This is a genomic window from Dasania sp. GY-MA-18 (assembly GCF_024734385.1).
GTDB classification, from domain to species: domain Bacteria; phylum Pseudomonadota; class Gammaproteobacteria; order Pseudomonadales; family Dasaniaceae; genus Dasania; species Dasania phycosphaerae.
Genome location: NZ_JANHAP010000003.1, coordinates 103,656 through 117,808, shown reverse-complemented (window position 1 = coordinate 117,808; position 14,153 = coordinate 103,656). Strand labels below are relative to the sequence as shown.

Annotated in this window: 13 protein-coding genes; 4 read left to right on the top strand and 9 right to left on the bottom strand. The window is 48.6% G+C overall.

Annotated elements, in window-relative coordinates:
- Positions 1-11 precede the first annotated feature (11 nt).
- The 3 genes from fusA to NO559_RS04735 form a co-directional block, all read right to left on the bottom strand.
- A complete protein-coding gene (gene fusA, locus NO559_RS04745; RefSeq protein ID WP_258330649.1) occupies positions 12-2,096 on the bottom strand; it encodes an elongation factor G in 2,085 nt (694 codons plus the stop codon).
- Positions 2,097-2,334: 238 nt separating this feature from the next.
- Complete coding sequence (locus NO559_RS04740) at positions 2,335-3,546, bottom strand: CaiB/BaiF CoA-transferase family protein (protein ID WP_258330648.1); 1,212 nt, start codon at positions 3,544-3,546, stop codon at positions 2,335-2,337.
- A 130-nt stretch (positions 3,547-3,676) separates the two neighbouring features.
- Complete coding sequence (locus NO559_RS04735; RefSeq protein ID WP_258330647.1) at positions 3,677-4,861, bottom strand: acyl-CoA dehydrogenase; 1,185 nt, start codon at positions 4,859-4,861, stop codon at positions 3,677-3,679.
- 209 nt (positions 4,862-5,070) lie between these two features.
- On the opposite strand from NO559_RS04735, the gene NO559_RS04730 reads away from it, so the two are divergent.
- The 3 genes from NO559_RS04730 (at position 5,071) to NO559_RS04720 (ending at position 8,655) form a co-directional block, all read left to right on the top strand.
- Positions 5,071-5,949: a LysR family transcriptional regulator gene (locus NO559_RS04730; protein WP_258330646.1), complete on the top strand. Its 879-nt coding sequence runs from the start codon at positions 5,071-5,073 to the stop codon at positions 5,947-5,949.
- Positions 5,950-6,043: 94 nt separating this feature from the next.
- The gene (locus NO559_RS04725; protein WP_258330645.1) at positions 6,044-7,873 is read left to right on the top strand and encodes a sodium:proton antiporter; all 1,830 of its coding nucleotides are present in this window, start codon (positions 6,044-6,046) and stop codon (positions 7,871-7,873) included.
- Between the two features lie 182 nt (positions 7,874-8,055).
- Positions 8,056-8,655: a GNAT family N-acetyltransferase gene (locus NO559_RS04720; RefSeq protein ID WP_258330644.1), complete on the top strand. Its 600-nt coding sequence runs from the start codon at positions 8,056-8,058 to the stop codon at positions 8,653-8,655.
- A 53-nt stretch (positions 8,656-8,708) separates the two neighbouring features.
- Here the strand turns inward: NO559_RS04720 and NO559_RS04715 are convergent, their stop codons facing one another.
- Genes NO559_RS04715 through NO559_RS04705 form a run of 3 tightly spaced genes read right to left on the bottom strand, consistent with a single transcriptional unit; the run spans position 8,709 to position 10,404 of the window.
- Complete coding sequence (locus NO559_RS04715) at positions 8,709-9,248, bottom strand: manganese efflux pump MntP family protein (RefSeq protein ID WP_258330643.1); 540 nt, start codon at positions 9,246-9,248, stop codon at positions 8,709-8,711.
- A gap of 37 nt (positions 9,249-9,285) precedes the next feature.
- Positions 9,286-9,525 carry a CDGSH iron-sulfur domain-containing protein gene (locus tag NO559_RS04710; RefSeq protein ID WP_258330642.1) on the bottom strand — a complete coding sequence of 80 codons (240 nt, stop codon included), beginning with the start codon at positions 9,523-9,525 and terminating at the stop codon, positions 9,286-9,288.
- 33 nt (positions 9,526-9,558) lie between these two features.
- Positions 9,559-10,404, bottom strand: a complete 846-nt coding sequence (locus tag NO559_RS04705) for a 23S rRNA (adenine(2030)-N(6))-methyltransferase RlmJ (protein WP_258330641.1) — start codon at positions 10,402-10,404, stop codon at positions 9,559-9,561.
- A 281-nt stretch (positions 10,405-10,685) separates the two neighbouring features.
- Between NO559_RS04705 and NO559_RS04700 the strand changes: the two genes are divergently transcribed.
- On the top strand, positions 10,686-12,314 hold the full coding sequence (locus tag NO559_RS04700) for a long-chain fatty acid--CoA ligase (protein ID WP_258330640.1): 1,629 nt from the start codon (positions 10,686-10,688) through the stop codon (positions 12,312-12,314).
- Here the strand turns inward: NO559_RS04700 and NO559_RS04695 are convergent, their stop codons facing one another.
- The 3 genes from NO559_RS04695 to NO559_RS04685 are packed head-to-tail and all read right to left on the bottom strand — an operon-like array spanning position 12,315 to position 14,104.
- A complete protein-coding gene (locus NO559_RS04695; RefSeq protein WP_258330639.1) occupies positions 12,315-12,719 on the bottom strand; it encodes an OsmC family protein in 405 nt (134 codons plus the stop codon).
- A 14-nt stretch (positions 12,720-12,733) separates the two neighbouring features.
- Positions 12,734-13,219, bottom strand: a complete 486-nt coding sequence (locus NO559_RS04690; protein WP_258330638.1) for a CYTH domain-containing protein — start codon at positions 13,217-13,219, stop codon at positions 12,734-12,736.
- A gap of 18 nt (positions 13,220-13,237) precedes the next feature.
- Positions 13,238-14,104, bottom strand: coding sequence for a DMT family transporter (locus tag NO559_RS04685; protein ID WP_258330637.1), 867 nt, complete (start codon positions 14,102-14,104; stop codon positions 13,238-13,240).
- Between the last annotated feature and the right edge of the window lie 49 nt (positions 14,105-14,153).

The window sequence follows — 14,153 nt, the reverse complement described above, 5'->3', positions numbered from 1 at the left end:
ACTAACAAAAATTATTTGTTAGCTTTTCTTTCTTTCTCAGCAGCGATTACTTCTTCAGACACGTTAGCTGGACATGGGTTGTAGTGTGAGAACTCCATAGAGAACTGACCACGACCAGAAGTAATAGTACGCAAGTGACCGATGTAACCAAACATTTCCGATAGTGGAACATCAGCTTTGATGCGCACACCGGTAACACCAGCTTCTTGGTCTTTGATCATGCCGCGCCTACGGTTCAAGTCACCAATTACGTCACCTACGTGATCGTCTGGTGTGAACACGTCTACTGCCATGATGGGCTCGATCAACTGTGGACCGGCCTTAGGCATAGATTGACGGAAAGCGCCTTTAGCCGCGATTTCAAACGCAACCGCTGACGAGTCAACCGCGTGGAAACCACCGTCGTATAGCTCAACTTCTACGTCTAGTACGGGGAAGCCAGCTAGTGGGCCTTCACCCATCATGCCTTTAAAGCCTTTCTCAATCGCGGGGAAGAATTCCTTAGGAACGTTACCACCTACAACCACAGAGCTAAAGGTGAAGCCTGAACCTGGCTCGCCTGGCTTGATGCGGTAGTCGATCTTACCGAACTGACCAGAACCACCCGACTGCTTCTTGTGCGTGTAGCTGTCTTCGATAGGCTGAGTAATGGTTTCGCGGTAAGCAACTTGAGGCTTACCTACATCTAGCTCAACACCGTAGGTGCGCTTTAAGATATCGACTTTGATATCCAAGTGCAGCTCACCCATACCTTTAAGAATGGTTTCACCTGAGTCTTCGTCAGTTTCAACAACAAAGGTAGGATCTTCTGCAACCATTTTACCAATCGCAACACCCATTTTCTCAGTAGAGGCTTTATCTTTAGGCGCAACCGCAATCGAGATTACAGGTTGTGGGAAGATCATAGGCTCTAGCGTACAAGAGTGCTTAGGATCACACAGGGTGTGACCGGTTTGTACGTTCTTCATACCTACGATAGCGATAATGTCACCAGCGTGAGCCGTGCTTAATTCAGTACGCTCATCGGCATGCATCTCAACCATACGGCCAACACGCTCAGTTTTACCGGTGAAAGAGTTAAGAATAGTGTCGCCTTTGTTTAAAGTACCTGAGTAGATACGAATAAACGTCAATGCACCAAAGCGGTCATCCATAATTTTAAACGCTAAGGCACGTAAGGGCTCATCTACCGATACTGTGGCTACTTCACCAGTAGGCTCACCGTACTCATCAGTTAATGGCTGAGCTTCAACTTCAGTAGGTGAAGGCAAGTAATCAACTACTGCATCCAACACTAACTGCATACCTTTGTTTTTAAAGGCAGAACCACAGAAAGTGGGGAAGAAGTCCAGGTTAATAGTACCTTTACGTATGCAACGCTTTAGGTCTTCAATAGAAGGCTCTTCGCCATCCATGTAGGCCATCATTAAGTCGTCATCTTGCTCAACAGCGGTTTCGATTAGCTTCTCGCGGTATTCAGCAACCTGGTCAACCATGTCTTCGGGGATTTCTTTGATTTCGAAGTTTTCAGGCAGGCCAGTATCATCCCAAACAAAGGCTTGTTGGTTTAATACGTCTACTACACCTACGAAACCGTCTTCACGGCCTATAGGTAAAGTCATTACTAGGGGGTTAGCGCCCAGGACTCTTTCGATTTGACCCACTACACGCAAGAAGTCTGCGCCTAAGCGGTCTAACTTATTAACAAAGATGACACGAGCAACTTCTGATTCGTTAGCATAACGCCAGTTAGTTTCTGATTGTGGCTCTACACCACCAGAACCACAGAATACGCCTATACCGCCGTCCAATACTTTTAGTGAACGGTAAACTTCTACAGTGAAGTCAACGTGTCCTGGTGTGTCGATTACGTTAAAGCGGTGGTTTTTCCAAAAACAAGTAGTCGCAGCAGACTGTATGGTTATACCACGCTCAGCTTCCTGCTCCATGAAGTCAGTGGTTGATTCACCGTCATGAACCTCACCGGTTTTGTGGATTTTACCGGTCAACTTCAAAATACGTTCTGTGGTTGTGGTCTTACCAGCATCAACGTGCGCGAAGATACCTATGTTTCTGTAATGTGATAATTCTGCCATTGCGTCACTCAATATGTCAGGGGAAAAAATTGCGCCGAAGTATACAGGATTTTCTCAGCATTGTTGAAAAAATTATCAATATGACTGCTTTTCCTTGCTGCCGGCTACCGCCTTAAAATAGACGCTAAGTGCTTGTTTTCATAATAAGAATTCGTAGACTGCGCAAGCCCTTGATTTCATTGAACAAAAAACAACCGGCCGAATGCAACAGCTATACTCGCCCTAGATCGGCCGCCGTTTAACTAACTAAACCCTTGGCCTTAAACTGGGCGATTTCTGCCTCGCTATAGCCCAACTCCGCCAATATTTGCGCGCTGTGCTCACCCAACAGCGGCGGAGCCTGCTCGGTATTGACGGGGGTACGGCTAAACTTCATAGGGCTGCCCACTAATTGCAGCTGGTCGTTATAGGGGTGTTTGACGGTGGTGCGCATATCGCGGGCATTGACCTGCGGGTCGGCCATCACCTTATCAATGCTGTTAACCGGGCCGCAGGGTATGCCTCTGGCGGTTAACTCATCCAACCAATAGGCCTCACTGCGCTGTGCCAGTAACGCCGCCACCTCGGCACAGAGTGTTTCGCGGTTGTGTACCCGCGCTTGGTTGGTGGCATATTGTGGCAGATCTGCCAACTCCGGCCTGCCCGCCAGCTCGCAGAAATTTTTAAACTGGCTGTCGTTACCCACCGCCAAAATAATAAAGCCGTCGCTGGTAGCAAAAGCCTGGTAGGGCACGATATTGGGGTGGGCATTGCCCAAACGGCCCGGTACCATGCCGCCCACCAGGTAATTGCTGGCCTGGTTGGCCAATACTGCCACCTGTGAGTCCAGCAGCGCCATATCGATATGCTGCCCCAGCCCCGAACGCTCACGCTCCAGCAAGGCACCTTGTATGGCGATGGTGGCGTAGAGGCCGGTAAAAATATCGGTCACCGCCACCCCCACCTTTAATGGGCCGCCTTCGGGCTCGCCGGTGATGCTCATCAAGCCGCCCATGCCCTGTATCATAAAGTCATAGCCGGCGCGGTTTTGGTAGGGGCCATGCTGGCCAAAGCCGGTAATAGAGCAGTACACCAGGCGCGGGTTTATGGCACTTAAACTTTCGTAGTCCAAGCCGTATTTTTTCAGGCCACCGACTTTATAGTTTTCCAATAACACATCCGACTCAGCCACCAGCTTTTTAATAATGGCCTGCCCCTCGGCGGAGGTTATATCTAAGGTAAGTGAGCGCTTGCCACGGTTAGCGCATAGGTAATAGGCCGACTCAGAAGTGGGATTGCCCTCATTATCACTCAGGTATGGAGGCCCCCACTTGCGGGTATCATCACCCTCACCGGGGCGCTCTACCTTAATTACATCCGCACCGAGGTCGGCCAAGGTTTGGCCCGCCCAAGGGCCAGCGAGGATGCGACTCATATCTAAGACTTTGTAACCGGTTAGGGGGGAGGACATAGTGAAGCAGTCTCTAGTTAATAGTCGACAGTCTCTAGTTTTTAGGAGTCATAAACAAATACAGCCATACCCCTACGGGAATGGCTGTATTGCTAGCGACTAGAGACTACCCACTAGCGACTTCATACTTTTAAAAGAACGACTGTATGCCCGTCTGCGCCCTACCCAGAATCAAGGCATGTATATCCGAAGTCCCTTCGTAGGTGTTTACCACTTCCAGGTTCATCATGTGACGCATAATGGGGAACTCGTCAGAGATACCGTTACCGCCATGCATATCGCGGGCTTCGCGGGCTACGACTAAGGCTTTTTCACAGCTGTTGCGCTTCAATAGGGAAATGGTCTCTATAGCCATTTTGCCTTGGTCTTTCATAGAGGTGGCGCGCCAGCAGCCCATCAAACCTAATGAGATTTCAGTTTGCATTAGGGCCAGTTTCTTTTGGATTAGCTGGTTGGCCGCCAAGGGGCGATCAAACTGCTTGCGATCCATGGTGTAAGTGCGGGCGGCGTGCCAGCAATCTTCGGCGGCACCTAAGGCACCCCAAGCTATGCCCAAGCGCGCGCTGTTTAAACAGCTGAAAGGACCTTTTAAGCCTTCGGCACCCGGTAATAGGTTTTCTTCGGGTACGAACACTTCGTCCATTACGATTTCACCGGTAATAGAGGTGCGCAGCGCTAGCTTGCCTTCAATCTTAGGCGCTGACAGACCTTTCATACCCTTCTCTAAAATAAACCCACGGATTTTATCGTCGTCGGTTTTAGCCCACACTATAAAGACATCGGCTATAGGTGAGTTAGTAATCCACATTTTGGCACCTGACAGGCTATAGCCGCCATCCACAGTGCGAGCGCGGGTAATCATGCTGCCGGGGTCAGAACCGTGGTCGGGCTCGGTCAAACCAAAGCAACCTATCCATTCACCAGTGGCTAGCTTGGGCAGGTACTTTTCTTTTTGTGCTTCGCTACCAAATTCGTTAATGGGGTGCATGACCAGGCTGGACTGTACGCTCAACATAGAGCGGTAACCTGAGTCCACACGCTCCACTTCACGGGCGATTAGGCCATAGGCCACATAGCTAACGCCGGGGCAGCCGTAGCCTTCTATGGTAGAACCCAGCAGGCCCAGCTCACCCATTTCTCTGAATATCTCAGGGTCAGTGTGCTCGTTGGCAAAAGATTCTCTGACGCGGGGCTTTAATTGCTCTTGGCTGTATTGGCGGGCAACATCACGCACCATGCGCTCTTCTTCGGTGAGTAGGTCGTCCAATAAAAAAGGATCTTCCCAATTAAATTTACCGTACTGGCTTTTAGACATCTCTGACTCCTGTTAACGCAGCTGCGCAATAAAAGGGTTAAACGATAAACAAGGACCTAGATTTACAACCATAGTTGAAACTCGCCTTAATTACGCCATTTTAAAACTGCTCAAACTGTAGCCGAAAGAGATCATAAGCGATAATATATACTTTATATTCAATCGATATATTATATATATGCTTTATTGCCTACCTTCAGGGTGTGCCTATGGATAATCGCCAGCTACAAATCTTTCAATGCGTCGCCACCCAGCTCAGTTTTACCCAGGCCGCCAAGGCCCTGCATATGGCCCAGCCTGCGGTGAGCATTGCCATTAAAAAGCTAGAGAGCGAACTCAATAGCCAGCTGTTTGACCGCGCCGAAAAACAAATCTGCCTCACTCCCGAAGGCGAAGTACTGTTAGACCACGCCAACCGCATACTGGATCAGTTCCAGCAGGCGCGGCAGGCCATGTCCGAACTTGCAGGCCTAACCTTAGGTGAAGTTAAACTCTGTACCTCGGCCATGCTGGGCTCTTATTTTTTACCCGACAAGCTCAGCCGCTTTCGCAACCTTTACCCCGGCATTAAGTTACAACTGCGCGGCGAAGGCACCAGCCGCGCGGTGCAGTTATTGGAACAGGGCGAGGTAGACCTAGGCATAGTCAATATGGATACCGTGCCCAGCAGCCTGCTGGCTTTCCCCTTACTACAAGAAGAAATTGTTATCTGCGTAAAAGACGATGATGAGTTTGCCCAGCGAGCCCATATACCGTTTAGCGACTTTGCCCAGCGCGACTTGGTGATATACAGCCAGGGCTATTATCTGCGTGAGCAGTTAGAAAAATTAGCGCGGCAGCAAAACAGCCCCTTGCATATAGGCATAGAGACCAATCTTTTGCGGCCACTGTTTAACTTTGTACGCGAGCACTGCGGCATTAGCGTATGCCTAAAACAAGTGCTTAATGATGAGCCCGGCTTGGTGGGCATACCCTTTGAAGAGCCATTATTTTTAAACTTGGGGTTGGCTTACCATAAAAATCGCTACCTGCCCAAAGCCGGGCAAGCGCTGTTTGATTTTTTACAGCAAGACAGTAAACCAACCTAGGCCAGCAAAAATACCGCCCCGGCCGTATTGCTATTTACTCCCATCCTCTTTACTTTGCTTACACTGACTAGCCGCTGATAAAGGATAATAACCCATGCTAGAACACATCACCCTTATGCTGGCATTACTGGGCGTATTATCACTGCTGTGCCAGTGGTTAGGTTGGGCACTGCGGCTACCGGCCATACTGCCCTTGTTATTATGTGGTTTAGTGCTGGGTCCAGGCATAGGCTTTTTGAATCCCGACGAATTACTAGGCAACCTACTGTTCCCTATTATCTCTTTAGGGGTGGCAGTGATTTTGTTTGAGGGCGCACTCACCCTTAACTTTAAAGAAATAAAAAATCACGGCGTGATGGTCACCCGGCTAGTTACCCTAGGCACAGTCATTACCTGGATATGTATTAGCGTTGCCACCCATTATTTATTTGCCTTTAACTGGTATTTAGCCATTTTATTTGGCGCCTTAGTCGTGGTTACCGGCCCCACTGTTATTGTGCCCATGCTGAGAAGTGTGCGCCCCAAAGCCGAGCTGGCCAGTATTTTACGCTGGGAAGGCATAGTCATAGACCCTATAGGCGCGTTACTGGCCGTATTAGTTTTTGAATTTATTGCCGTCGCCTCCGCCCCCGCCACCCATGTATTACAGGCTCTAGCCTATATGTTATTACTGGGCTTTGGCCTAGGCGCTGCCGCTGGCTACGCGGTAGGGCGCCTGCTTAGCAGCCACCTACTACCGCATTATTTAAGAAACACCGCCGTGCTTACTATTATGCTGGCGGTGTTTGTGGGCTCTAACCACCTACAGGAAGAGTCAGGCTTATTAACTGTCACCGTCATGGGTATTTGGCTGGCCAATATGCGCGGCGTAGACATTAGCGACATTATCGAATTTAAAGAAACGCTGACCGTATTATTAATTTCGGCGCTGTTTATTTTGCTAGCGGCACGCTTAGATTCCGATGCCTTACTCAGCCTGGGCTGGGAGGGACTGGCCCTGCTGGCTGTGGTCATGTTTATTGCCAGGCCTATCAGCATCTGGTGCTGTGGCTATAACACGGGCCTGAGCAGCCCCGACAAATGGTTTTTAAGCTGGGTGGCACCTAGGGGCATAGTCGCCGCGGCGGTATCTTCACTATTTGCCATCAAGCTAGAGGCCCAGGGCATAGCAAACGCCAGCCTCATAGTGCCGCTGGTGTTTTTAATCATTATCGGCACCGTTGTTATTCAAAGCCTAACAGCCGGTTTGTGGGCCAAAGTTTTAGGGATAAAAACCGGCTCGCCGCAGGGCTTGCTCATTTTTGGCGCCTCGGCCTTTTGCCGCGAACTGGCAAAAGTACTGATCAACAAAAACATGCCCGTCGTATTAGCGGACAATAACTACGACAATATTAAACGGGCCCGCATGGACAATATTCCCGTTTACTTTGGCAACCCCACCTCTGAACATGCCGAGCTCAACATAGACCTGTCACAAATAGGCCGGGTCTTAATTATTTCACCCTACCGCCAGCTTAACCCGCTGGTTAACTTCCACTACCAGGATATTTTTGGCAGCGACAAAGTCTTTGGCTTAAACAATATAGACCCCAACAATAAGCAGGCCAGGCATCAATTTTCGGAGTCTTATTTACAACGGCTGCGCTTATTTGGTGATGCTATTTCTTACTCCAAGCTAGCGGGCTTGATGGCCAAAGGGGCGATAATTAAAAGTACCCAAATTAATGATAATTACAGCTACGCCGATTTTCGCGCCAGCTACGGCGACAGCGCCCTGCCCTTGCTATACCTAGAGAACGACAAACTGCGCATTATTACCGCCGATAACAGTGAGGACATACCCAACAATGTTGAGCTGATTAGCCTGCTGCCCGGCGAGGCTCTGCAAGCCAAACAGAAAGAGCTAGCTGCAGCGACGCCGTAAGCTCCCATCACCCTATTGCCTCGCTGGCAGCTGGGCAAGCATCAAAACTTTGCTGCATTCTTTTAAAGGGCCTATTCCGTTGCGATTTTAGCGGCCACTGCCCTGATTAGGGCATGTTCTATAGCCCACAATTTGTTTAGCCTCTAACTGCGAGCAACCCTCCACCACAAAGGCATATAGCAATGGCTAGCACATACCAACATCTTAAAATCAGCTCGGCGCTTGCCGCCGATGCCGAACGTATTAGTGCCGTCGTCGCCAGTGCCTTTAGCCACGACCCTATCTGGCGCTGGCTATTCCCCCAAGATTCAGCCCGTAACATGATTTTAAAACAGATTGTTAGCGGCGCGCTGCGCTACCCCTGGGTGTACAAAACCGAAAACTTTGAATCCGTTGCCGTGTGGATACCGCCTTACGGTAGCGAGATGCTACCCGAACACGAACAACAATTGCCCGAGACCATTAAAACCCTCACTGGCGAAAGAGCCGAACAGGTAAGCGAATTTATCGAGCTATTTGAGAAGATACATCCACAAACCGAACCGCATTATTATTTAAGCTTGCTGGCCACCCACGACGATTATCGAGGCCGCGGCTTAGGCATGGCCTTGCTAGAAGAAAACCTGGCGCGCTTAGACGAAATGCACATGCCCGCCTATTTAGAATCCAGCAACCCGGCTAACGATAAGCGTTATCAAGCTGTGGGCTTTGAACCTATAGGCCGCTATCAAGCACCCAATAATGGCCCAACTTTTACCGCCATGTGGCGCGACAAACGCTAAGGCTCTATATCTAGGAGCTCTACAGTTAGGAACTAGGAACTAGGAACTAAAGCCTATAACAATAAAATTTTAAAACCTATAGCTATCAACACTATGCCACCTAACAACTCAGCTTTGCTCTCTAAATACGTGCCGGTTTTAGCCCCCACAAAAACGCCCAGCCAACTAAAACCGAAGGTGACTAGCCCTATAATTAAACAAGCCACAAAAGGATTAACCGCCAACACTGTTAAACTAAAACCCGCGGCCAAGGCATCTATGCTGGTGGCTATGGCTAGCATTAGCATCACGCGATGAGTAATGATGGCTATATCCTCTTCTATACCCTCGGCAAAAGCTTCGTAAATCATTTTTGCACCGATTAATAGCAATAATAAAAAAGCTATCCACGATGCGTAGGATTGCACCCAACCCAAAACACCCCTGCCACCCATATAACCTAACAGCGGCATTAAGCCTTGAAAAAAACCAAAGTACAGTGCCGACATCAACGCCAAACGGCTGGTTTTTAGCTGATGCTTAGAACCCAAACCTATAGCCACTGCGAAGGCATCCATACTTAATGCCAGGGCTAAAATGATTACATCTACCACGTCAAAACCTATTTAATAAAGCTGCGCCTATACGCGACTATGTTCGATTATGGCTGCCATCACACAACGGCTGATTCGCCGTTTGTTTGCAACCGCAAAAAAACACCCGTTTAGTTTCCTCGGCTAAGTATTTTACCGGCGTAAACGCAGTGCCTTTATGGGAGCCATCACAAAATGGCTGGGTTTTGCTCTGCCCGCAGGCACACCAAAAATAGTTTTTGCCGGCAACCACTTCTACGGCATAGGGGGTATCAGATGCTCTTACTGCTGTGCTCATTGTTTATCTCCTTAAGCTTTTGCCGGTAACAGTTTACTCGCCCACTAATACCTCACAGCGATACACCGCCTCGGCGTTAGTCTTTAATGTAGCAGCTAAACGCGGCAGCACTTGCTGCATATGTTCAAATAAGCCCCAGGGTGGGTTAATAACTATCATCCCTGAGGATGTCATACCACGGCCTGCTGAGTCGGGCGCTAAGCCCAATTCAAAACGCTGTATATCTTTAATCCCGGTGGCCAGTAAGGATTGCTCCAACTGATTAATAGTTTGCCTATCTACTACTGGGTACCACAGGGCATAAATGCCGGTAGCAAATTTTTTATAGCCCTGGGCTATCGCCGCCACCACTTGCTCGTACTCGGTTTTTATTTCATAGGAGGGATCGATTAATACCAAGCCCCGGCGCGAGACTGGTGGCAAATGCGCAAGCAGGCCTTTAAGGCCATCGGCGCAGGTCACTTTTGCCCGCTTGCTATAACGGCAACTGGCAATATTATTACGCAGTAGCTCAACGTCATTGGGGTGTAATTCATATAACCAGGCATTATCTTTTGCGCGCAGGTACTGCATGGCCAATAACGGTGAGCCGGGGTAATAGCGCAGCTCGCCCTGGTCATTAAAAGCGGCTATAGCATTTAAATAGGCGCTAAGCTCTGGCCATTGCTCGGGCTGCAATTTGGCTATGCCCTCCTTATATTCCCCCAGTTTTTGGGCGTGTTCGGAGCTAAGATCAAATAGGCCGGCCCCAGAATGGCTGTCTATATAATCAAAAGGCTTATCTTTTTTAATGAAGTGTTCAAGCACAGCCACTAAAACACTGTGCTTTAAAATATCGGCAAAATTACCGGCGTGAAAGGAGTGTCTATAACTTAGCAAAACAAAGTCCTATTTGATTAGGCAGGCTCTATAGCCGCGTTGTAGTAGCAACAATAAAGAGGCCGCAATTATACCTGTTGCCGGGCCGATTTTATGTAAATACTTTGCGACTGCTACGCCGCTACAGCCCTGTTTATATTGCCTACTGGTGTGAAATGCCAGTTTATTTGGCGACATTCACCCTTTTATATCCATAGCCGGCCGCTACACTGAGGTGCTAATACTCACAAAACTAAACGCCTCAGGGCCGCTACTGCAAAATAATAAAAGAGGACCCCCCTATGCTCACCGGCAATATGATGGACTTCCAACTCACCATCAATAGCGTAATGCGCCATGGCCGCAGTATTTACGGCAAGCAAGAAATCATTTCCGTTACTGCTGACCAACCACTACACAGCTACACCTACGAGCAAGCCTTTGCCCGGGCCAGCCAGTTGGGCAGCGCTTTGGCTGAAATGGGTTTATCACCGGGTGACCGCGTGGCCACTTTAGCTTGGAACGACTATCGTCACCTGGAGGCCTACTACGGCATCTCTTGTTCAGGCTTGGTATGCCATACCATTAACCCGCGTTTATTCCCCGAGCAATTGATCTATATAGTCAATCATGCTGAAGATAAAGTACTGATGGTTGACCTATTGCTATTCCCCTTAGTCGAGAAACTGCGCGACAAAATGCCCAGCGTCCAGCGCATTATTATTATGACTGACGAAGCACATATGCCCAGCACGGAATTAGAGGTTGAGTGCTATGAAACCTTATTAGCAGGCCGCCCAACTGATTTTGAATTCCCGGAGTTTGATGAAAACACCGCCAGCTCTTTATGCTATACCTCGGGTACTACAGGCGACCCTAAAGGCGTTTTATATAGCCATCGCTCTACCGTATTGCATTCCATGGCCTGTACCTCGTCATCCACCTTTGCCCTTAACATACGTGACACCGTGATGCCCATAGTGCCCATGTTTCATGTCAACGCTTGGTCGCTGCCCTATGCCACGGTAATGGCGGGCTGCAAGATTGTTTTCCCCGGCCCCAAAATGGGTGACGGCGCCGTACTCACGCAATTAGTTAACCAGTGTAAAGTGTCAGTTGCGGCAGGTGTACCTACTATTTGGCTGGCCATGCTCAACCACCTGCGCGAGCACAATGAAACCGTGCCCAGCCTAAAGCGTATTTGTGTGGGCGGTGCCGCCACCCCGCAAACTATTATGGATGAGTTTGAGCAACAACATGGGGTATCGGTACACCCGGCCTGGGGGATGACAGAAACCAGCCCGCTAGGCACCTTTAATATGTTGCGCCCCGAGCTGGACGACTTACCAGCCGAACAATTAAATAACTATAAACTTAAACCCGGCCTACCGGCTTACGGCGTAGAGTTACGCGTAGCGGGGCCAGCGGGTAACGAGCAACCCCGCGACGGCGAGAGTTTTGGTAATTTAGGCATACGCGGCCCTTGGGTAGCCTCACAATATTTTCGCAGTGACAAAAGCATAATCGACGAACAGGGTTTTATGGATACCGGCGATATCGCCACCATAGACCAATACGGCTATATGCAAATCACTGATCGCGCAAAAGACGTGATTAAATCCGGCGGCGAATGGATTAGCTCTATCGATTTAGAAAACGCCGCCACCAGCCACCCCGACATAGCCGAAGCCGCAGTCATTGGCGTGCCTCATCCCAAGTGGGATGAACGGCCATTATTAGTAGCGGTGGCCGCTGCCAATAAAAAGCTAAGCCTGGCCGAACTCAATACTTACTTGGGTGAGCATGTAGCCAAATGGTGGCTGCCCGACGATGTAGTGTATGTGGATGAATTACCCCATGCGGCTACCGGCAAGTTAGATAAGAAGGTCTTACGTGAGCAGTTTAAAAACCATCAATTACCTACAGCGTAATTAGTATGGATTAATCATTGCTACTGTATAACTCAGCGCTATCGCAGGCTGTAGCATCAAACAAACATGGCAATATTTTTGTATAGCATTATCCGCCGCTGTTTTTATTTGCTCCTCACTGACATTTTTTGCCGTTACCGTAAAATGCAGATTCGCGCTTTTATATAAGCGCGGCTCTTGCTCTGTAAGGGTGTAAGTGACGGTATTCGTTAAACCCTGCACTTCTACACCTTGCTGCTGCAAACCCATTACCACATCGGTGGCGCTGCAGCTGCCTAAGGCCGACAATAATAATTCGGTAGGGCAAGGCGCGATTTCACTGTCGGCATCTACTGTTAGCTCAAAGCCTTTTTCGGTAACGACATTAAACTGACAATCTTTTTTCCAGTTAACTTTTATGCTCATAGTTCTTGCTCATATTAGTAGTGGTTGTTACTTTCCGGCCACAGGCTATAAGGCTGCTTAACCAAGCTGCTATTATAGTAACGGGCATCACCAGTAACCTCTTGGCTTAGCCACTGCGGCTTTGCAAATACTTCATCCTCAGCCCCCAACTCTATTTCGGCAACACACAAACCCTGGTTATCACCGTGAAAAATATCCACTTCCCAAATATGTGAGCCTAGTGGAATTTCATAACGAGTTTTATCTATATAAGGACGCTGGCATAACTCGGTAAGCATCGCCTGCGCGTCAGCCATGGGTATAGGGTATTCAAACTCCGAGCGCACCGCGCCACGGTTTTCACCTTTAAGGGTTAAAAAAGCCTGCTCGCCTTTAACTCTTATCCGTACAGCCGTTTTGCTGGCGGTAGCTATATAACCCTGCTTAATGATTACACCATTTTCTGGCAGGCAGAGCTTAGCGCTATCCACTAAAAATTTACGCTCTATTTCTTTAGCCATAAACCTTCGTTTCTCAAATTAATCTTTAATACTGGCTTTCTTCCAACGCCTTAATTTTAAACCTTTGGCGTTGAGCAAGTTACCTACCAGCATAATACCACCTCCTATCAGCAGGGATAGTTCAAAGCTTTCGCCATAAAAAATAACCCCCACCACAGCGATAGCCGGCAAGCGTAAAAAATCTATGGTTACCACTGTAGACACTTCTGCACAGAGCATGGCTCTTGCCAAACAATAATTTGCTGTTAACGCGGTAAAACCTACCACTAATACCCACAATAGCTGTTGCCCATTAGGCCACTGCCATTGCGACAAGGACAGCAACAAGCCTACTGGCAGCTGCAATAAACACATATAAAACATAATCGTCAGTGGGTGTTCGGTTTGAGTTAGCAACTTAGTCGCTACATGTGCTACGGCATAACCCACCGCAGCCCCTAACACAATAAAGGAGGCATTATTAATGATGGCGATTCCGGGTTGCACAATAATTACTACCCCCAGCAAACCTAAGGCCACCGCTAACATTTTTTTAATCGTGAGTTGTTCTTTTAAAAAAATGGCGGCAATGACTAGCACCCAAAACGGCACGGTAAACTCTAAGGCAAACACCTCCGCCAGCGGCAGCAGGCCTATACCTAAAAACCAACCGTACTGACCTATAAACTGAAAGCCATTACGCAGGCAATGGCGTTTTAACAACTGAGTTTTAAAGTACTGCGGCTTAGCCAAGTATATAATCAAACTCGCAATGGCCAATAAACCTATAGCACTGCGAAAAAAAAGAATTTGAGCCGTGCAAAGCTCACCACTAAGCTCACGCGCCCCTATAGCCATTAAGCAAAAGGACAGCAAGGTGCCTAGCATCCAAGTAAAAACGTTCAAAGGGGCCTCAACAAACTCGATGAATACGCCTAACACTAGACGCCAATGC